This window comes from Bacillus cereus group sp. BfR-BA-01524, assembly GCF_022662595.1.
Lineage (GTDB): Bacteria > Bacillota > Bacilli > Bacillales > Bacillaceae_G > Bacillus_A > Bacillus_A thuringiensis_S.
In genome coordinates this window covers 46743-68076 of record NZ_JAKUDW010000024.1, presented here as the reverse complement: position 1 = coordinate 68076, position 21334 = coordinate 46743, and the positions used below count along the sequence as shown (strand labels likewise).

Here is a 21334-nt window from a genome sequence, read left to right as displayed (position 1 = left end):
AAGAAATAATGAAAAGCTCGGGCTAAGCCCGAGCTTTTTTATGTCCCCTCTTCCAGGGGGAAATTGTGTACAGATTGGGTAAATGAAATTACATGATTGACTCTTCGATTCTATAGAAAGGATAACGTCTTTTTCATTTTATGGATAGTGTAAAATCTTAGTTAGTTTTACACTATCTTCGTTACCGAAAGTTTATTTTGTCATTCGTTTAACTAAAACCATCTTTTATGCATTTCACTTAAAAACATTTCTGTGATTCTAAATCCTGAACTTTCCCCTATAATAGAGTCAATCCCACAATGCGGACAAACTGCTGTGTTATCATCATCCCACCACTCTGTAATTTTTTCTGGATGGAAAATTTCTAAACAATAAAAACAACCACATATAACATCCTTTTCTAAGTGCTTTCTATTACGAGAACAAAAACGATGTGCTTCCTCAAAATATTTTTCCATCAGTATCCCCTATTCCTGATTTTTTCTACGCTTTACTTAGATCATCCTCGGTAAAATCACAATTCTTTCTTACAGAAAAACAAAAAAACCTTGATTCACAACGCGTGGAACCAAGGGTTTATCTCATCATTATTGATTAAATTAAGAAACTATGTTAAATTAGTACAGAAACACGTTTTCCAAAACACACAGAACGTATTTATCCGTATCTTAATTGTACAACAAAACCTTTCTTCAGTCAACCTCTATTTTTCACTTTTAAAGGAGTGCTTACGTATGAACAAAAAACTTGATCTAGAGCAAAAACGATTGGATACCGTAATCGAAACGATTACGCAGCAAATTGATAAGCTGGAAAACGAAACTGGCAGACGCCGGGCAGAAGTAATCAACATCCGTAAACACTTCTGGGATGACGTTAAAGTGAATACAGATACTTTTGATGATTACCTTGAAACAGTTATCAACTTAAGACAACAAGCTCAATCACTAGCTGTTACACAAATCACCCATAAACACACCTTTAATCGACTTGCCGCGCTGCGACGTATGCAAAAAGCACCTTACTTCGGACGCATCGATTTTACTGAAGAAGGCGAACCTGCCGCAGAACAAATCTATATCGGTGTTTCTACCCTTACTGATGCAAGCGGAGAAAACTTTCTTATTTATGACTGGCGCGCCCCAATTTCAAGTGTTTATTACGACTATCCACCAGGACCGGCTGAATACAACACACCAGGCGGCGTAATTCGCGGTAATGTGGAGAAAAAATTACAATACATTATTCAAAATGGCGAGATTGATTCCATGTTCGATACGAGCCTCACAATCGGTGATGAAATCCTGCAACAAGCGCTCGGAAAAGGTACAAACAAACATATGCAGAGCATCGTCGCTACGATTCAGCGTGAGCAAAATGAAATTATCCGTCACGATGAAGGCCGACTCCTTATCGTTCAAGGAGCTGCTGGTAGTGGTAAAACATCAGCTGCCCTGCAGCGAATCGCCTACTTACTATATAAATATCGCGAATGGCTAAAAGCGGATCAAATTATTCTCTTCTCCCCTAACTCTATGTTCAATAGCTACGTATCTAACGTACTACCTGAACTCGGTGAAGAAAATATGCAACAAGTAACATTCCAAGAATATTTAAATCATAGACTAAGTAAGTCATTTGATGTGGAAGATCCTTACGAACAATTAGAATATATGCTAACTGAAACAAATAGCGCAAATTACAAAATTAGAAATACGAGCATCCGATTTAAAGCATCCACTCAATTTTTCGAAATGATTAGAGCGTACAGACAATCTCTTGAAACTTCAGGCATGCTATTTAGAGGAATGAAATTTAGAGGAAAACTGATTGCCTCTGCTAAAGAAATTACAGAGCAATTTTACAATACCGACTCCTCCCTCCGCTTCCATAGTCGAATTGAGAAGTTAACGGATTGGCTAAATAAGCAAATAGATGCACTTGAAAAAGCAGAACTGAAAAAGCCTTGGGTAGAAGAAGAAATTGAATTACTTAGTAAAGATGAATATCAAAAGGCTTATAAATACTTGCAGAAAAAAGGCGAGTTTGACGACAACTCCTTTAATGATTATGAGAAAGAAACGAAAGTACTCGGACGTATGATTGTCCGTAAAAAATTGAAGCCTCTTCGTAAAGGCGTTCAAACATTGCGCTTTATCAATTTTACAGGCATATATAAACAACTTTTCATAGATGCATCATGGGTTACTGGAGAAAAACCGAAAGAATGGGATGACATTTGCTCATTAACAGTGAACATGCTCGATGAAGGAAATCTATATTACGAGGATGCGACTCCATTTTTACTTTTAAAAGAATTAATTGAAGGCTTCCAAACGAATAGATCGATTAAACATGTACTCGTAGATGAAGCACAAGATTACTCTCCGTTCCAGTTCGAGTTTTTAAAACGTCTCTTCCCTGCCGCAAAAATGACGGTACTCGGGGACTTTAACCAAGCAATATTTGCCCATGCAAGTGAAACAGTTAATTTCAATACACTTACTAACTTATACGGACCAGATGAAACGAACGGTATTAACTTAACTCGTAGCTATCGCTCAACAAAACCGATTATTGAATTTACACGAAATCTCGTACCAGAAGGAAAAGACATTCACGCCTTTGAACGTGACGGCGAGAAACCTATAGTGACGAAAGTAGCTGATTACAGCGAACTTCATGAGCATATTACTGCTAAAGTTGCTGAACTACAAAAACAAAATCACAACACGATCGCAATTATATGTAAATCCGCAACTGAAAGCGCCGCTGCATACGAAGCACTCCGTCATATCGAGAATATTAAACTCGTGAAGAGTAACTCAGCCGAGTATGAGCAAGGTATTGTCGTGATCCCTGCTTATTTAGCGAAGGGTATTGAATTTGACGCTGTTATTATTTATGATGCTTCTGAAGATGTATACAATGATGAGAGCGTACGTAGATTGTTCTACACCGCTTGTACGCGCGCAATGCATGAGTTGCAACTTTATAGTGTTGGCGAAGTTAGTCCTTTTGTGCTTGGGGCTGATTCGGATAGTTTTGAGCTTATAACGAAAACACCTTGATAATCATCAAGGTGTTTTTCTCATTCTAAAAGGAATATCTTTACGTCGATATACACTTAACACAATCCCCATTAAAAGCGCATGAAATACAGTTGGTGTTAATCCATAACTAATAAAAGGTAATGATATAGAAGCACGCGGTAATAATCCTAAAATCATGCCCACGTTATAAATGAAATGGAATACAAAAAGAGTTACTCCACCAACGAGCAGCAATTTACCATATCGATCGTTTATTTTATAAGATATGGTCATTATTCTTACTGCAAAAAGAGAAAGAATCAAGACAAGAACTAGCGCAAGCACATATCCATAATAGTAAGTCAAACTTGCAAATACAAAATCAGTATGAGTAGCAGGGATAGACTTTATATTTCCATATGTACCAAACCAACCTGCCGATGCCATTGCCTCTTTTAAACGTAAATACCATTGATCATGCTCTGGGTTTAAAAACCCTAAAATTCTAGCTATCCGGTATTCTTTTACGGCAGACCAGGAAAATAAATCCCTAATAATAAAGAAACAAATCGGTAACATTGTAATGAGCCATGCCGTTTTCTTTCCTAGCTTACTCCACCAAAGCATAACAAATACCATCGTGATATAGATGAACAGTGGTAAAAGAGTTGATGTAGTTAGAAATAAATATAAAGAAAATAAATACAACATGAGAAGATGTATAAACTTTAATCTACTGTTATTGAAAAAAGAAGCCCAGGCTAGAAGGAAGAATGGTATTGTCATTAGACAGTCAATTATGATGGAACCAATTTTCATTAATGGCTCACCATTCAAAAAAGCAGTAGGAAAACACTTTATCATTAACAAGATAAGTACACCAATTGTATAAAACAGCCACCCGAGTCTCTCTAACTTCCGATAATCAAATAGCATCATCCCAATCGCTGTTGTAACACCAAGAATTACAAATATCACCTTATTCATTAATAAGTCAGCATGTCCAAGAGCTAAAACTGGCAAAAATCCTAGCCCCATCGCAGCCACTAATAAACCAATTAAGAACCAATCAACCTTTGGCTTATGTAGTTTATTAAGTTCCTGGCCAAGCTTGATTGGACTTCCCATTTGTTCAACGGCCTTATCTTCCGCAACTTCCTCACTTAACCCTTTTTCTACCCACATATTCTTGGCCTGTTTCAAGTGAAAGTCTAGTTCTGTTGCCACCAAGTCCTTCGCTTCTTTTGATTTTATATGGTTCGTAACTTCTTTTAAAAAATGCTCCCCTTTTTTATTCAATTTTTTCTCACTCCTGTACTAATCCTTTTAATATAAATCGCGCCTTCATAGCATTTTTCTCTACCTTTCGCAACATCTTGTTTCCTTTATCATTTAATTGATAATATTTAGCTCCTGCGTGATCCCAGCTAGATTGGATAAAGCGGTTCTGTTCTAAACGATGTAATAAAGTGTATAGAGACCCTTCATCACCTTCGAATTTTTGAATCCCTCTCCCTCTTAGCAACTGCATCAATTCATAACCTGTTTTTTCATTCATAAGAAGTTGTAACACCGCTAAAAGGATATCTTCTTCCTTTTCGGATGATTGCTTGATTTTTTCGCGCACCCGCTTTCGATGTTGATCAGAAAAACTCAAATGTTTAAACGTTGTGTTCTCCATTGATTTTCGCAAGCCTTTTAATCGATCTTCCATTTGATTATTCCTCCAATCCTTCCTTCAAAAGCTCCTTCGCTTTTTTCAATCTCGTTTTTATCGTGTTTTCTTTCACGTCTATTACCGTAGCAATCTCTTTAATTGATAACTCTTCATAATAAAATAGATAAATGACTTCTCGATATTTTATCGGTAAACTCATTACTGCCAAAGCCAACCTACTATCCTCCGCATTTTGAATGACAGTTTGTTCGACACTATCATTTTGAACCCCAATATACACAGATTCATCCTCTGTAACGATTACCTTTTTGTTATACCAACTTTTTATATAGTCCTTACAATGATTAATCGCAATTCTCCATAGCCATGTTTTTAAGTTTGAATTCCCTTTATATGTATGAAGAGATTTATAGCATTTCACAAATATATCTTGCGTTAAATCCTCCGCAATTTCTTTATTATTCACATACGAATACACAAGCTGTAAGACTTCTTGTCCATACTTGTTCATTATTTCGTCGATAAGGTCCTCCTTATCTTCTATTTCAAACGCTTCTATCGTTAATTCATCCACCACATCATTTCCTCCTTCCCATATATTAGACGACGCACTGTATGGAAAAGTTTTATAAATACATAAAAAAATATGGATGGTAATGTCCATACCGTTTTTTTATGTATATTTATTTGCTTCTTGTCCCTTGATACTTATGCTCTGCTTAAAGATAGGAATTTTTATCCATATGTCTTGTTCCCTATTTTAAAACATAATACAATGGAAATGTAACTTAATAAGCTATAACTAGTAGGTGTGGTAATCATCTCTTCCATTTTGAAAAAAGGGGGGAGGTGATAAAATGATCGCGATGTTTGTAATTAAATTAGTGTACGGTATCCTAACCGGAACTGGCGTTATCATCGGTAGAAGATACGTCGGTCCGTGGCTAATTTCTGTATACAAAAAAGCGAGAACCACCCTACTTCGTGGAAAAGGTAAGGGCGGTTCTCGGCTAAAACGTTAATGTAATTGTCTTATAACCGCACCTACTACCACCACAATAGCAAGTTAGGTTACACAAGGCAGAAGTTTCTCAGGCTTCTGTCTTTTTTATTTTATGCAAAATTCATACTATATACTCTATCATCATTGTAACACATTTTATTTATTTTTAGTCAAGAGAAAAACCACCTAAAGGCTCTCCTTCAGGTGGTTCTCTATTTTATGCTAACGCAGCTGCTTGCTCTTGTTGATCTAGACTTTTTCTAGTTCAGCTGTGCCGCTCTCATCATTTATAGCACCAATAAAGACGGATTATGTACCCGCTTCATAACAGTAGGATTAAACAAGGAACAACACCTATTACGAATATAAAAAATCCTCTCACTATATAGTACCTATGTTTTCAGCGATACTCTATTACCATCAAATTAAGTTTGTATAATTTAAACTACAGAATAGCGAGCTAATTTTCAAATATCTTCTTTCGCATAACCCTAAATTTATTATCCATTTGCATTATGATTATAAATAAAAGATATCCTACCGACGCACCGAGCATATTTATAGCAATCCGCCACACATCAAAAACATCAGACAAAGTTAGTAAATGTAATATCTCCCAAACAAGAAAGGTCATAACATACCACTTACGAGCTTTCTTATAGTTAGTCACTTTATTAATCAGCACTGGAACGAAAAATCCGAATGGAACTACTAATATTATATGTTGTAAAACGCTTAACCAATAAGTTGAGTTTCCCCAAGGACCTGGATGTGCAATAAAATCTTTAACTTGCCAAAGTGTTATTCCAAAAAGTTGTAATAACGTTTCTAAATCAGATATATGTAAAAATTGCTGCCAAAATTCAATGGGATGATAGACAGTCCCACCACCTGTCAAACTGCGAACAGAGTCAAATGTAGAAGTTGAAATAAACGTTCCTAAAAAGACAATAAAACAAATGATTATATAAGGAATACATAAAACTTTTGATAACACCTTTAATGGCCTAGGAACTTCGTATACCGATTTATTAATCTCTACGCCAATAACTTTTGATTCTCCAAAACTTTGAATCGCTTTATAAATCGCTTCTTTTTCATTCATACCTTGTTCCATATATTCTTCTTTCAAGCTGTTCAAGTGATCATACATTTCTAGAAATAACTCATCCTGTTCAATATCACTAAGTTCTGAATAGGCTAAAATAGACTTAATATACTCATCAAATTCACTCATAAATAACTCCTTTCTGACAAGCTTGAATTAATGCTGTTACACTTTCCCAAGAGTTCACTTTCTTCTGCAATTCTTTTTTCCCTTTATCTGTAATAGTATAGAATTTCCTTTTCATCCCATTCTCAGATTCATTCCAATAAGATTCAAGAAACTCCTTTTTCTCTAATCTCTTTAAAGCAGGATACAAAGTTCCCTGTCCCATACTATACAAATCTTCACTTGCATCCTTTAAACTTTGAGCTATTTCGTATCCGTATGTATCACGTTTTGCAATGATAGAAAGCAATAAAATATCTATACTTCCCTTCAAGATTTCTTTATCCAACAATACCACCACCTTATATACATCGTATAACAACATATGTCGTTACGCAATATAGTTAGAAGAATATTCCATAAAAAAAGAAAAAACCACCTAAAGGCTTCCCTTCAGGTGGTTCTCTATTTTATGCTAACGCAGCTGCCTGTTCTTGTTGATCTACAGGAATTACAGCGTCTGTTAATGCTTTTTCTAGTTCAGCTGTATATTTCATTTGTTCTTCTTTGCTCCAGCCTAGTTTCGCAGCCATGTAGTTGATTACTGCTTCTTTCCACTCGTATACCCAGTGGATATTGAAGAATACAGCGCCTCTGCGGCGTACGAAGAAGTCAACTGGTTTTGCTGTCATTTCGTAATCCATTGCGTATACAAGCGGGATTAGAACGTCAAGCGGCATGTTGTATTCTTTCGCTTCTTCTTTATGTTTTTTCGCTAAGTCGAACAGTACATCAACGTTAGAGCCGTAGAATTTCGCGAACTCTTCTGCTTGTACTTTCGTTAAACCAGATTTCGTACCTTCGTCTGCTTTTTTCGCAACGAATGCTGGGAATCCGTGTGAACCATCTACATGCCCACCAGAGATCGGCATATGTTTCGTGTCGCTCTTCGGATATGCGCTATGACCTTCTTTTTGTAGTAAGTTCGTTACGTAATCTACTACCATTTCAGCCATTTTACGGTATCCTGTTAATTTACCACCTGCGATTGTAATTAAACCAGATTCAGAAGTCCAAATTTCATCTTTACGAGAAATTTCAGATGCATTCTTACCTTCTTCATAAATTAACGGACGTACACCAGCCCAGCTTGATTCAATGTCTTTCTCTGTAATTTTCACGCTTGGGAACATGTAGTTAATCGCATTAATAATATATGTGCGATCTTCTGTTGTCATTTGTGGTATAGCTGCGTCTTTATCATAGAACGTATCCGTTGTACCTACGTATGTTTTTCCGCCGCGAGGAATCGCGAACACCATACGTTTATCTGGTGTATCGAAGTAAATTGCTTGCCCGAGTGGGAAACGTTTTTGATCAATTACTAAGTGAACACCTTTTGATAACTGAAGTACTTTTCCTTTTTTCGAGTTATCTTTTTCACGAAGTGTATCTACCCAAGGACCAGCTGCGTTTACAATTTTCTTACCGTAAACTTCATATACTTCACCGTCTAGTAAATCGATTACACGTACACCGCATACTTTTCCATCTTTATATAAGAAACTGTCTACTTTTGCGTAGTTAACAGCTTTCGCACCATGCTCAATCGCTTCTTTCATTACTTCAATTGTAAGACGCGCATCATCTGTACGATATTCTACGTAGTAACCGCCGCCTTTTAATCCTTCTTTTTTTACAAGAGGCTCTTTATTTAATGTTTCTTCACGGTTAAACATCTTTCTGCGCTCGCTTCGTTTTACACCTGCTAGGAAGTCGTATACACGAAGACCAATTGATGTACTAAATGATCCGAACGTACCGCCTGTATGGAACGGAAGTAACATCCACTCTGGTGTTGTTACATGGGGACCGTTCTCATATACGATCGCACGCTCTTTACCCACCTCTGCTACCATTTTCACTTCAAGTTGTTTTAAATAACGTAGACCACCGTGTACAAGCTTCGTTGAACGACTTGATGTACCTGCTGCAAAGTCCTGCATTTCAAACACAATTGTTGATAACCCGCGTGTTGCTCCATCTAATGCAATACCAGAACCAGTAATACCTCCACCAATTACGATCACATCTAACTCTTGTTTATTTACTCCGTTTAATACGTCTTTACGTTGTTTACTTGAAAATTTCATGGTAATTCCTCCCTTTGATAACGAAAAAAGAGACCACAAACTCCGCTATAGATTTCGCCTCTATAGCGCGTTGTGGTCTCTCCAAATCTCCTACCGAATTATTAACTTGTCACCATTATAACACTGTTTATGATTATTTGAAAGCTTTTGTTGCTTCAATTGCCTTTTTCCATCCAGCATATAGCTCTTCGCTTGTTTCCGCTTCCATCGTTGGTTCAAAGCGTTTGTCCATATGCCACTGTGATTTAATTTCATCTTGGTTTTTCCAATATCCAACCGCAAGACCCGCTAAGTACGCTGCACCTAGAGCCGTTGTTTCGTTGATCACTGGACGCTCTACAGGAACATCTAGAATATCACTTTGGAACTTCATTAAGAAGTTATTTTTAACTGCTCCGCCATCAACACGTAATGTGTTCAGTTCAATACCTGAATCTGCTTCCATTGCACATAATACATCTTTCGTTTGGTAAGCTAAAGATTCTAGCGTTGCACGAATGAAATGCTCTTTCGTCGTACCGCGTGTTACGCCAAACATAGCGCCGCGTACTTCACTATCCCAGTAAGGTGTTCCTAGTCCAACGAACGCTGGTACGATGTATACACCGTCAGTTGATTCAACGCGAGAAGCATATACTTCACTCTCACTTGCATCTTTAAACATGCGCATTCCGTCGCGTAACCACTGAATTGCAGAACCTGCTACGAAAATACTTCCTTCTAATGCGTAGTTTACTTTACCATCTATTCCCCATGCAATTGTTGTTAATAGACCGTGCTCAGAAGCTACTGCTTTTTCACCTGTGTTCATTAACATAAAGCAACCAGTTCCGTAAGTGTTCTTCGCCATACCTTCACCGAAACAAGCTTGTCCAAATAATGCTGCTTGCTGGTCACCAGCTACACCTGCAATCGGTACATTTTGACCGAAGAAGTGGTAATCAATTGTTTCTCCATATATTTCAGATGATGGACGTACTTCTGGAAGCATACTCTTTGGTATTGTTAACATGTCTAGAAGCTCATCATCCCACTGTAAGTCGTGAATGTTAAACATTAACGTACGTGATGCGTTTGAATAATCTGTTACATGTGCTTTACCACCAGATAGTTTCCATACAAGCCACGAATCAATTGTTCCGAATAATAGATCGCCGTTTTCAGCTTTCTCTCTTGCACCTTCAACGTTATCTAAAATCCACTTTACTTTCGTACCAGAGAAGTATGCATCAATTAAAAGACCTGTTTTTTCGCGAACCATTTCGCTATAACCTTTTTCTTTTAACTCATCACAAATTTCAGCTGTTTGGCGAGATTGCCATACGATTGCGTTATAAATTGGTTTACTAGTTGTTTTATCCCATACAACCGTTGTTTCACGTTGGTTCGTAATACCGATACCAGCGATTTGTTCTGGTTTTACATCTGCTTCGCTTAAGCAAGTTGCGATAACTGCTAAAATAGATCCCCAAATTTCTTGTGCGTTATGCTCTACCCAGCCCGGCTTTGGAAAATGTTGTGTAAACTCTTTTTGAGCTGAATGAACAATTTCACCTTTTTTATTGAAAAGAATTGCGCGTGAGCTAGTTGTTCCTTGGTCTAAAGAAAGAATATATTTTTTCATATCGTTTTCCCCCTATGCTACTTTTCTACTATTTGTATTGCTTTCACTTTTTTTACTTGTCATATAAGAGATTGCTAGTACAATCACAGTTGCGATAATCACATAAATAAGTGCTGCATTTTGTTTTCCTTCAAATACAACTTGATGGAATAATCCTGCAAGTGATCCACCTAGAATTGGACCAACTACTGGAATCCATGCATACTTCCAGTTTGAACCGCCTTTTCCTGCAATCGGAAGGAAGAAGTGTGCGATACGCGGACCTAAATCACGAGCCGGGTTAATCGCGTATCCTGTTGTTCCACCTAATGATAAACCAATACTTACGATTAAGAAACCTACGATAAATGGATTTAAACCATCTGCAAATTTATTTGCACCAATTGCTAATATACCAAATACTAAAACGAATGTTCCAATCATTTCACTTAAAAGGTTTGCAAATGTGTTCGGAATTGCTGGACCTGTTGCAAATACGCCTAACTTTGTTCCTGGATCTTCTGTTTCTTTCCAGTGTGGTAAGTAATGTAAATATACGATAACTGCCCCAATAATTGCCCCAATCATTTGTGCTACGATATAACCTGGTACGTCACTCCATGGGAACGCTCCCTTAAATGCTAGTCCTATCGTTAAAGCTGGATTCAAATGTGCCCCACTAATTGATCCAACCGCATACGCTGCAACCGCTACTGCTAAGCCCCAGCCCATTGTAATAACAATCCAACCTGAATCTTTCGCAAACGATTTCTTTAAACTTACACCAGCACAAACGCCGCCACCAAGTACAATTAACAACGCAGTCCCTATTAACTCTCCTAAAAATGCTGACATAGTATCCCTCCACAATCAATTTAAACGCTTCCAAATGTGATAGAGGTAAAATGAATGGCCATTCGTTTTTGTCAAAAGAAAAAGACCCACAGCTTTGCACGCTTCTATATAAATTTATATAGAAACAATGAAATGTGGATCTCTTCTTTTCTCCGTCACGTTTATTAACTTGTCTATAATGTTAACCTCTTATGAAAGCGGTGTCAACAGAATTTTTTCACATTTTCGTCACTTTTTTTGGTAATGTTTCCATAGTTCGCGTTTTGACGTCGTAATCGCTGTCGCACCAGCGTTTAAAGCTCTTTCCACATCTTCTACAGTACGAATAAAACCACCTGCTAAAATCGGTACACCAGTACGCTCTTTCACTTCAGCGATAATATCCGTCATTGCTCCTGGAAGCACCTCAATATAATCCGGTTTCGTCTTATCTAAAAGATTGCAACTCTTCTCCATCGCACTCGAATCGATTAAAAAGATGCGTTGTATTGCCACAACACCTTTTTGCTTCGCCTTCATAATTACGCCGGCCTTTGTCGAAAGTAACCCGTACGGTCTAAACTCCTGACATAAATATTCCGTCGCATGCCCATCACTCTGCAAGCCATGAATTAAATCCACATGTAAAAACACCTTTTTACAATATTGCTTCGCAAGTGATATAACACTCTTCAATTGGCCGACATGAATATCTAAAATAACGATATATTCATACGAACTATGTAATAGCTTTTCCAAATCTTTAATTTGCCTCACTGCCGGCAAAATTTTCTGTTCATGAAATTCCATTCTAAATGTCCCCTTCTTTATGTCATCCTATCCTTTATAGTACACAATTTAAGTGAAAAGAACAGCCAGTGTTGGGGATTTCTTTCAAATCTTTCCTCTATTTATATATTTTCTTCAACTTATCGGAACCTATACCACCTATAATCATGAATACAAGGGGCAAAAGATTCATTACATATGGCGCATCTGCTACAATTGTAATACTTGCTCCAGCAAACTTATTTAGCATCCATACAACGATTTTTGCAATAAACAAAAATACTCCTATCATAAATAGACTATCAAAAAACACCTTCCATTTTGGATACGCCAATTGCTTACTATCTTCAATTATTTTCTGCGTCAATTCTTCATCACTCCTTAGCAGTTCATCAATTGTAATACCGAACAGATCACTTAAATGAATAATAATTTCAATGCTCAGATAGTTCTTTCCCGTCTCCCATTTCGAAACAGATTGCCTGCTCACATGAAGTTTTTCAGCCAAATCATTTTGCGACCAATTTCTTTTTTCCCTTTCTTCTTTTAAACGCTCACTAAAAATCATACTGTGTTTATCACCTCTCTATGCCCATTATGTTCAAATAAATGATGAAGAGTAAAGCGAGTTATTGTTGCATTTCCTGCACAACTTATACGTTACAGCTTATAATGGCGCTCTTTTATATGTATCTTCCCTATACTATGCTCCAATAATAATTTCCCGAACAATAATACAAGGGACGGATACTAATAAAGTGAAACTTTAATCAGCCCTCACTAATCGGGCTTTTACGGACAGCCCGCGCCCCACCTAACTTCTTTGATTCCGCTGAATTTTGAGGTGGGTCTTACTGCCCGGCAAATAGCGGGATAAAGACTAGATTAGGCATAAAAAATACGCCATCCCTTCTTATCAGTCTCCAGAAAGAATAACGCAAATTTTCATTTTTACTCATCATTTTTCGGACTATATGAAAAACCCGGATATTTCACAACAGGCCACTTTTCCTTACGCAGGGAATCCATTACTTGCGGGCCAACATGTATATTACTTTCCACTATTTCTTTAGGAGTCAGTGCCATCCATTGATTTAACGATACGTCTTCAAAACGATTGCTTCTGAACATCTCTAAAAACCATAATGTTTCGGTACCTATATTTTGAATATAATGCCCCGTCGCAAACGGTACATATCCGACATCACCAGCTCTATAATCAAATGTACGAGCGGTACCATTTCCAAGAAACACAGTCATTCTCGCTTCTCCTGTCAAATAATATTGCCATTCATCATTATTCGGGTGCCAATGAAGTTCTCTCATTCCACCAGGCTCAACCTCAACGAGCGCTGCTGCAATCGTTTTTGAAATAGGGAAATTTGTAGAATCTACAATTCGAACGCTACCACCAGGAGTCTTAATTGGCTTTTGTTTTAACAGTTCATGTTTAAATGTTAAAGGAACTTCCCCTTTCGGTGATTGAACTTCCTGACTCTCAAGCGAACCTGGCACCTCTCCTTGATAAATATAAACTTGACCTGAAGGGATAGAATGAAAAGCACTCTCAGGTACTCCAAAATTAGCCGACAACACTTCTTTTGGCGTATGCGCAAACCAATCAGAAATAGCTAAAGTAGATAAATCAGAAAAATGTCCATCATCGAAAACAAGTAGAAATTCACAATGTTCCAATCCTTGAATGGAATGGGGAATACCAGGCGGAAAATACCAAAGATCACCTGGTCCAACATCAGCAATAAAATTCCGTCCATTTTGATCAACAGCCGTTATGCGTGCCCGTCCTAAAAGCATATACGCCCATTCCGCTTCTTTATGCCAATGAAGTTCTCGTATTCCACCGGCCGTTAAGCTCATATTTACCCCAGCAATCGTCGTCGAAACTGGTAGTTCCCGAGCAGTAATCTCCCGAGACCACCCGCCGTGTTTCAAAATCATAGAAGTGTCCGAGAATGAAAACTTCAAGTTAGGAACTAACCCTGCATCCGTTATAGGCGGAACAAGCATATTCGGATTTTGAATATCTCGCATAACATTACGAGGTCCAGAATCAATCGCACCTGCTCCGTCGCTGCGGATTGGTTGTGGCACATTCCCTCCCGCTTCATTAACAGTACGTTTCTTCATAATTACACTCCTTTTTCATCCGGTTATGAAGTAAAAAGCCTCCATCATAGTGTATGAGTTGGGCTTTGGATGGTTACAGTTACTATGGAGTTACATCATATGCCTATCATTATCGTTTTGTTCATTTCTCATCTTATAATAGTATGAACAGCGTCTGGAAAGATAATGAAGAAATTAAAACTATTAAAAAAACCTGTAAAATTTAGTGCAAACAAGTTAATATACTTAATTAGTAAATTTCCCTCGAATAATTTATTAAAATCTACTATCCATAGATTTCCTATATATTCATAATCTTTCCATATATATAATTTTACAAATAATTACATATTTGCTCAAAGGAATTTATTTAGCCCTTAAAAGGAAATTTACTAAAAGAAAAGAAAATTTTAATCACAAAGAAAAGAAGCTAACAATAAATTGTTAACTTCTCAACCAAAAGTAAGATACTATCTTTCCTTATCTTCTAATATCTAGGTTGTGATTGAATATTTGTAAGATGAACATCATACATATCAATGATTTCAAGAAATCTATCAGCTTCACGGAAAACATGGTCTGCTAATAATGGATGAATGATACTCTTTATTTTACATTGCTCAATTAAATCACGTGCTGTTTTCTTAAAATCCCGAAGAGATGCAACCGACACGCGATTTTGATCTAAAAATTGATCTAAAAGAGGCGCTGTTTGGGATTGTGGTTTCATAGATTCTAAGTCAATTGCTTGATACATCAATTCATCAAAATCATTGCTAAAATTCCGCGCTGTATCTACAAGCTTTCTTTCCGATGGATCAAGAAGATGGCCAATAAATTTAGCATGGTCTGCCATTATCCTTAAAAAGAAAACATTTTCTTTAATAATAGCATCAGGAAGAGCATCTAATTTACCTTCATTTAATTGTATTAAACGTTTTCTAAAATAATCCGCTTCCCTACTTGTATGGTCAACTAAAAGTGGAAAGTTATTTTGTCCTGGCAATTTACATGTGAGAATTAATCCTAAAATTTTTCGTTTAAATCCCCAAATATTAGTCGCGGCTTGTTGTACTTCTGTATTAAATCTTTTTATTTGCTCAGGATCTGTTTCATTTGTATAGGAATGCGCTATTTGTTCAATATGTTCAAACAATCGATAAAATTGATTAGCCTCTTCAATTAGTTGAGTATCCTCGCATCTAAATCCCAATCGAAGAAAAAAAGAATGCTCTTTCATGATTCTAGACCAAAAACGAATTTCATTTAATGAACGCTCAACAAACATTACAGACGTAACCCCTGTATCAGGATGTAATGAAGTTTCATCCCTATACATTGTTAATCCCCCCCAGTAAAATCCCCGCTAGTTCCATTCTTATGAGGAAAAATATATATAAATGCCATCAATAAAAGTTTATGATGACTCTCTTATACATGTAAAATTAAACTAATATAACCTTAGCTTGATGAACATATACTGCTCCCCCAGAAGAAAAAAGGCTACCACCTAGATGTAAAATCCTACTAGGTGGTAGCCTTTCAAAATTTCTATTAAAGCAATACCGAATCTTTATCACTATCCTGATTACGTTTCTCGCGCTCTTCTTCTAAGCGCTTCATATACACTTCGCCTTCTTTTTCGATAAACTCATTATCCATATCTTGCTCTTTTTTCGAAGTATATAAAACCATGTAGCCACTTAGTACAATCCCGACAATCACAAGATACACCCACCATGGTAAAGTTTCCAAATCACTTCATTCCTTTCCTTAGACAAGCCTTATTAGTTCCACTTTATGAGGAAAGAAGTGGATTTATGCTTAAAATTTTTATTGTGGATGCTTCGCGAAAAATGCTTGTACATATTCCATAAACTCAATTGGTTCCTGACGAAACGGTGCGTGGTATCCTTTTTCAATAATATGAAACGTACTATTCGCAAATAGCCCATGATACAGTTCACCATTTTTCCAAGAAACACTCTTATCATGTCGTCCCCATATAATTAAAATCGGTACCTTAATTTTATCTGCTTCCATCGCAATGCGGCGCGCTCTCATTTTCGTAAGCTGATCATAATGCTCTTTATCATCACGACTATTTTTCACTTCATTTTTATTATACTTCGCAATTTCAGTTACAGTTTGTAAGTCCGTCGATAGCGCTGGTACTTCATAACTTTCTTTTTGCTGGAAAGACTCTATCCCTGTAGAATCCGCCAAAACGAGATGCGTCACTGCATCCGGATATAAATACGCTAAATTGAGGGACATCTCTCCGCCCATTGAATGGCCGAGCACCGCAAACTGATCGTATCCGAGCTTCTTCATTAACTTATAATATAAATTCACTTGCGCAGGAAACGAATACTGAAAATCAACTGGCTTAGAAGAACGCCCAAACCCTAAAATATCAACCGCAATAATCGTATGATCTCTCGCAAGTTCCGGATAAATATCACTAAATCCATCAGAAGAACCACCAAACCCGTGCAGCATAAGTAACGGAGGTTTTCCCTCACCAATTTGTTTAAAATAAATCGTCTGCCCATCAATTTGCGCCATACTTTCTTTCGTATTCAGCTTCATCATAACAGTATCTTTCACTTCTCCAACCTTCGCAATCGGCTTATCAACGAAGTTACAAACAATTAACAAAACGAGTACAATACCGCTAATCATATAAAACTTAAACCGTTTCAAAGTTCCCGTCTCCTTTCTCTTGTTGCTATTTAAAGTTTTTACATTTTTTGGTTATTTTATGTTCTCTTTTTAATTGTAACTAGAACAGTTACAATTATACTAAAAAAATATAACTCATTTCTATTACTAATGGTTATTCTGTAACTATTATAGTTACATATTTAAAGTAAGTCAATTCTTTTCTCTACATGACCTGAAAATCGAAAAAGGGACTTCATGTTGAAGTCCCTTTCTTTGTTATTATAGTTGGCTTACTCCGCCGTCGCCTCTATTATCTGCTGGTGCTCCACCTGTGTCGCCAATGTTAACGTAGTCTGGTCTTGCTGGTGCTCCGCCACCATCACCTCTATTTAAAGCATGTTGTTCAGACTCTGTAAAAGCAGTAAGCCCTAATGAAAGTAGTATTACTAAACCTGCTATCAATACATTAATTTTTTTCATTTATTTTAGCGCTCCTTCTTTTAAAAGTTTTTTTCGAGCTTGGCTACTAATATAAAAGTATTTACTAGCCTTTTCATGTTTTTCTTCTTGATAAAATTTATAAGCTAATATTTCTGCGTATTCCTTAACACAATCTAAAAGGGAGTGTTCTTCAAAATACGAAATACTTTCCACAGTTACTTTCTCTAACTCATTAGCACTCGAATTAATATTTAATTCCTTCAATATCATAAAGCGATGTTGAAATTCTTTATTTTGCAACTCATTACAAATTTTCAGCCCTAGTTCTATTAAGTTATTAGCAATTTCTATTTTGCCCAGTTTATAATTTTCCTCTGCTTCAGTAAAAATCGCTTTAAAATGCTTAGGCATTTTCTTAGTCACTTCACTTAAATGTCTAATTGCCAAATCTGATAAATTCTGACTACTATATAACCACCCTAAGTTACTTCTAACCATTAAAATATGTTTTTCTTCTTTATCATGTTGTTGAAGTAAATGGATTGCGGTATTAAAACTTTCCTCCGCTAACTCAAACTGTTTAAAATCAATACAACATAATCCTATGAAGTTATGACACAACGCCACGTTTCCTTCGTAACCTTTATGTTCACAAAATATTTCTTTCGCCTTTTTGATATAATCTAAAGCTAACATTTGCTGATATACTTGATAGTAAAAATATCCCATCCGATAATTAAACTCCGCATGTTCTATCGGATCGGCAATATATTTCAATAACTTCTCAGCTTGTTCGTACTGTTCTTTCGCTTCGTTATAATTTGAAATTAATGTGCAATGAAACCCTTTAAAGAAGTGATAATAATAAGCTAAAAAACCTTCTGCCGGGATTTCAAAAGATTCCACTTTATCAAAACTATCTTCTCTAACCCCAATCCAATCAACTAATGCATCATATCTAAAATTCAACAACGCATGATAAAGCAATACATCCTGATTCACATCCAACCCACTAATCTTACTTTCAATCTCCTCTTTCATTTCCGTAGCTTTCTCTATGTTTTGCTGCAACATTACACGATACCAATCATCTAAAGAATGTTTCATTTGCTCCCGCGTTACTACATCTGCTCCCATACACTCGCATCCCCTTTTCTCCAAAATTACAAAATTAGGATTTTTATACAATTATCAAAATTGTATATTACCACTCCTTTTCTATGTATTGAAAAATAATTATCAGAAAATTTAATATTTTAATTATACCAAAGTTTTCCTTTTTAATAACTTGAGAAAAAATTGTCAGAAAATTAACTGGAATAAATAAAAAAACAAGTAGTTCCAGCACTCCGCTAAAACTACTTGCTCTCCTACTTATTATCTCTATTTTTACTCTTTAATAAATCCCTTCGTACTTCTCACTGTATCAATTGGACGAACTAATTTTTCAATTTCTTCACGTTTTGGCTCTAGGAATGGAGGTAAAGATAATTTTTCGCCAAGCGTTTCGTATGGCTCATCTCCCATAAATCCTGGGCCATCTGTTGCGAATTCAAATAGAATTTGTGGTGCAACTCTTGCATATAATGATTCGAAGAAGTGACGGTTTACATATCCAGATGAAGGAAGTCCTACGCTACTGATTCTCTCAATCCATTCTTCTAATACTGCGCGATCTTCTACGCGGAATGCCGCATGGTGCACTGTACCAAAACCTTGTTGTGCTTCAGGAAGAACTGTATTATGTTCTACAATAACAGATGCACCGTTTCCGCCTTTGTTCACTTCAAATAAATAGAATTCCCCTTCTTGCGCAACCTCTTTAAATAATAGAACTTTTTCTAACACTTCTTTGAAGAAGCTAAAGTTTGCAATGCGGATAAATACAGGTCCTAAACCAGTGATTGCATATTCTAATGGTACTGGCCCGTTTTGCCACGGTGTACCTGATTCGATTCCTTTATCAAGTTCATCTGAGATTAATTGATATTGTTGGTCATCAAAGTCAACGAAGGAAAGAGTTTTCTTACCAAATTGCTCTTTAATTCCTGTATGTTCTACTTCAAGACGGTCAAAGCGTTTCACCCAATACTCTAATGCTGCATCAGTCGGAACACGGAATGAAGTTTTTGAAATTTCATTTGTACCGTGTACTCCTTTCGGAACACCTGGGAAATCAAAGAATGTCATATCTGTTCCTGCACTACCTTTATCATCTGCAAAGAATAAATGATACGTTTGAATGTCATCTTGGTTTACTGTTTTCTTAACTAAACGCATTCCTAAAACGCGAGTGAAAAACTCATAGTTCTTTTCTGCACTACTTGTAATCGCTGTAACGTGGTGAATTCCTTTTAATTGGTTCATTTTATATTCCTCCGATAGTTTTTAATTTATATTTTCTCTCCTATTACTTCTCTTCAATAGGTGCTAAATTCGCTTCAATCTCTGCACGCTGGTCTTCTAAGAACGGTGGTAAATCAAGTTTTTCTCCTAAATGTTCCACATCTCCATCAACTGTAAATCCTGGTCCATCTGTCGCAATTTCAAAAAGGATTCCGTTTGATTCACGGAAATATAAGCTTTTAAAGTAGAAACGGTCGATGATTCCTGAAGACTGGAAGCCTCTTTGTTTCACCTGTTCTTCCCAATAGGCAAGCTCTGCATCGTTTTTCACGCGAATTGCTAAATGGTGAATGCTGCCTCGGCCCGGCTTTTCAGAAGGACCATCTAAATATTTCACAACGATTTCTCCAAAAGCCTCTCCTTTAATGGACTGGAAAATTGCTTCCTCTTCGCTACGGCTAACCTCTGTATAACCAAACATCTCTGTAAGTGTACTCGACATTTTATCAAGTCTACGAACTGTCATTTCCACAGAACCCATTCCTTGAATTTGATGCTCTGCAGGAACTTCTGATTTCTCCCAAGTTTCCCAGTGCTCCACTTTTTCTCCGTTTGAAACGAGTAGTACTAAGCGAAGACCTTCAGTATCCTCAAATTGCAAAGCAGGACGATTTGCATATGTTGTCATTTCACTATGTTTCACATCAAATTTTTCAAAGCGTTCTTTCCAGTAATGCAAGCTATCCTCTGAAGGAACGAGTAATCCAATTCGAGTAATCGCATTCGTACCGCGATATGTTCTTCCTACTAATGGAATTTCAAAAAATGATAATTCCGTACCTGGACTTCCTGTTTTATCTCCATAAAATAAGTGGTACATTGACGGATCATCTTGGTTTACTGTCATTTTCACACGACGCAAGCCAAGCACGTTTTTATAAAAGTGATTATTTTCATTTGCATTTTTCGTAACCATTGAAATGTGATGATGTCCTTTAATTTCATACATTGTTTATTCCTCCGTTTCGTTTTACTAGTCAAGTGATAACTAAAAAAATAACATTTCCCACAACTAATATGGTTTTTAGCTTTTCAATTTATTCTTAATTATGTTTTTGTAAATTCATCTTAGTTTTTACTGTATAAGTTACTTTGTTTTTTAATCGAAAACAACTGAGTGTATGTTTTTCATATGACTCAATCGCTTTCGTTACTATCACTTTACACCTCAAGTGATTGAAAAGCAAGTGAAAAATCTCGAATTCAAGATTTTTTTGTTAAATAACATTTAGGGTGTAAAATCATTAATTTCTGGATAGCGTCACATCACTATCAAGCTAAAGACTCAAAGCTCTCCATGCCCATCAAGCTTAACAAGAATACACTACCCCAAAACGATAAAAATGAACTTCGTTTCTATAAAAGACAACTTTTTTGTTCCGAGGGAA

General features: G+C 36.6%; 21 protein-coding genes. 2 read left to right on the top strand and 19 right to left on the bottom strand.

Annotated features, from left to right (window positions below; genetic code table 11):
- Nucleotides 1–212 precede the first annotated feature (212 nt).
- Nucleotides 213–458 (bottom strand): hypothetical protein, encoded by a 246-nt coding sequence (locus MR170_RS11170; protein ID WP_000417115.1) that lies wholly within the window; start codon nt 456–458, stop codon nt 213–215.
- 276 nt (nt 459–734) lie between these two features.
- Here MR170_RS11170 and helD point away from each other — a divergent pair, with 276 nt between their 5' ends.
- Nucleotides 735–3071 carry an RNA polymerase recycling motor HelD gene (helD, locus tag MR170_RS11165; protein ID WP_242308266.1) on the top strand — a complete coding sequence of 779 codons (2337 nt, stop codon included), beginning with the start codon at nt 735–737 and terminating at the stop codon, nt 3069–3071.
- 6 nt (nt 3072–3077) lie between these two features.
- On the opposite strand, the gene MR170_RS11160 is transcribed toward helD, so the two are convergent.
- The 3 genes from MR170_RS11160 to MR170_RS11150 are packed head-to-tail and all read right to left on the bottom strand — an operon-like array spanning nt 3078 to nt 5284.
- Nucleotides 3078–4331, bottom strand: coding sequence for an FtsW/RodA/SpoVE family cell cycle protein (locus MR170_RS11160; RefSeq protein ID WP_242308265.1), 1254 nt, complete (start codon nt 4329–4331; stop codon nt 3078–3080).
- Between the two features lie 7 nt (nt 4332–4338).
- The gene (locus MR170_RS11155) at nt 4339–4746 is read right to left on the bottom strand and encodes a PadR family transcriptional regulator (protein WP_029442067.1); all 408 of its coding nucleotides are present in this window, start codon (nt 4744–4746) and stop codon (nt 4339–4341) included.
- 4 nt (nt 4747–4750) lie between these two features.
- Entirely contained in the window at nt 4751–5284 is a 534-nt protein-coding gene (locus MR170_RS11150; RefSeq protein ID WP_029442066.1) for a sigma-70 family RNA polymerase sigma factor, read from the bottom strand.
- 283 nt (nt 5285–5567) lie between these two features.
- Here MR170_RS11150 and MR170_RS11145 point away from each other — a divergent pair, with 283 nt between their 5' ends.
- Complete coding sequence (locus tag MR170_RS11145) at nt 5568–5732, top strand: hypothetical protein (protein ID WP_048565201.1); 165 nt, start codon at nt 5568–5570, stop codon at nt 5730–5732.
- Nucleotides 5733–6173: 441 nt separating this feature from the next.
- Here the strand turns inward: MR170_RS11145 and MR170_RS11140 are convergent, their stop codons facing one another.
- From MR170_RS11140 to MR170_RS11070, 15 genes are all read right to left on the bottom strand, one after another.
- Entirely contained in the window at nt 6174–6950 is a 777-nt protein-coding gene (locus tag MR170_RS11140) for a VanZ family protein (protein ID WP_016082602.1), read from the bottom strand.
- Entirely contained in the window at nt 6943–7275 is a 333-nt protein-coding gene (locus MR170_RS11135; RefSeq protein ID WP_000356630.1) for a PadR family transcriptional regulator, read from the bottom strand. Before MR170_RS11135 ends, MR170_RS11140 begins: the two co-directional genes overlap by 8 nt.
- 121 nt (nt 7276–7396) lie before the next feature.
- Nucleotides 7397–9079: an aerobic glycerol-3-phosphate dehydrogenase gene (gene glpD, locus MR170_RS11130; protein ID WP_224980785.1), complete on the bottom strand. Its 1683-nt coding sequence runs from the start codon at nt 9077–9079 to the stop codon at nt 7397–7399.
- A 133-nt stretch (nt 9080–9212) separates the two neighbouring features.
- The gene (gene glpK, locus MR170_RS11125; RefSeq protein WP_016082604.1) at nt 9213–10703 is read right to left on the bottom strand and encodes a glycerol kinase GlpK; all 1491 of its coding nucleotides are present in this window, start codon (nt 10701–10703) and stop codon (nt 9213–9215) included.
- A 12-nt stretch (nt 10704–10715) separates the two neighbouring features.
- Nucleotides 10716–11537, bottom strand: a complete 822-nt coding sequence (gene glpF / locus MR170_RS11120) for a glycerol uptake facilitator protein GlpF (RefSeq protein ID WP_242308264.1) — start codon at nt 11535–11537, stop codon at nt 10716–10718.
- 228 nt (nt 11538–11765) lie between these two features.
- Entirely contained in the window at nt 11766–12326 is a 561-nt protein-coding gene (glpP, locus tag MR170_RS11115; protein WP_016082605.1) for a glycerol uptake operon antiterminator GlpP, read from the bottom strand.
- Between the two features lie 97 nt (nt 12327–12423).
- Complete coding sequence (locus MR170_RS11110) at nt 12424–12873, bottom strand: helix-turn-helix domain-containing protein (protein WP_242308263.1); 450 nt, start codon at nt 12871–12873, stop codon at nt 12424–12426.
- 383 nt (nt 12874–13256) lie between these two features.
- A complete protein-coding gene (locus MR170_RS11105; RefSeq protein WP_242308262.1) occupies nt 13257–14453 on the bottom strand; it encodes an oxalate decarboxylase family bicupin in 1197 nt (398 codons plus the stop codon).
- A 466-nt stretch (nt 14454–14919) separates the two neighbouring features.
- Nucleotides 14920–15771, bottom strand: a complete 852-nt coding sequence (locus tag MR170_RS11100; RefSeq protein WP_242308261.1) for a DUF2935 domain-containing protein — start codon at nt 15769–15771, stop codon at nt 14920–14922.
- A gap of 215 nt (nt 15772–15986) precedes the next feature.
- Nucleotides 15987–16187: a sporulation YhaL family protein gene (locus MR170_RS11095; RefSeq protein ID WP_000449223.1), complete on the bottom strand. Its 201-nt coding sequence runs from the start codon at nt 16185–16187 to the stop codon at nt 15987–15989.
- Nucleotides 16188–16265: 78 nt separating this feature from the next.
- Nucleotides 16266–17138 carry an alpha/beta fold hydrolase gene (locus MR170_RS11090; protein WP_242308260.1) on the bottom strand — a complete coding sequence of 291 codons (873 nt, stop codon included), beginning with the start codon at nt 17136–17138 and terminating at the stop codon, nt 16266–16268.
- A gap of 240 nt (nt 17139–17378) precedes the next feature.
- Nucleotides 17379–17579, bottom strand: a complete 201-nt coding sequence (locus tag MR170_RS11085) for a hypothetical protein (protein WP_025966969.1) — start codon at nt 17577–17579, stop codon at nt 17379–17381.
- Nucleotides 17580–18677, bottom strand: coding sequence for a response regulator aspartate phosphatase (locus MR170_RS11080; protein ID WP_242308259.1), 1098 nt, complete (start codon nt 18675–18677; stop codon nt 17580–17582).
- A gap of 252 nt (nt 18678–18929) precedes the next feature.
- A complete protein-coding gene (locus tag MR170_RS11075; RefSeq protein ID WP_242308258.1) occupies nt 18930–19907 on the bottom strand; it encodes a ring-cleaving dioxygenase in 978 nt (325 codons plus the stop codon).
- A gap of 43 nt (nt 19908–19950) precedes the next feature.
- Entirely contained in the window at nt 19951–20895 is a 945-nt protein-coding gene (locus MR170_RS11070; RefSeq protein ID WP_029442058.1) for a ring-cleaving dioxygenase, read from the bottom strand.
- Nucleotides 20896–21334: the final 439 nt, after the last annotated feature.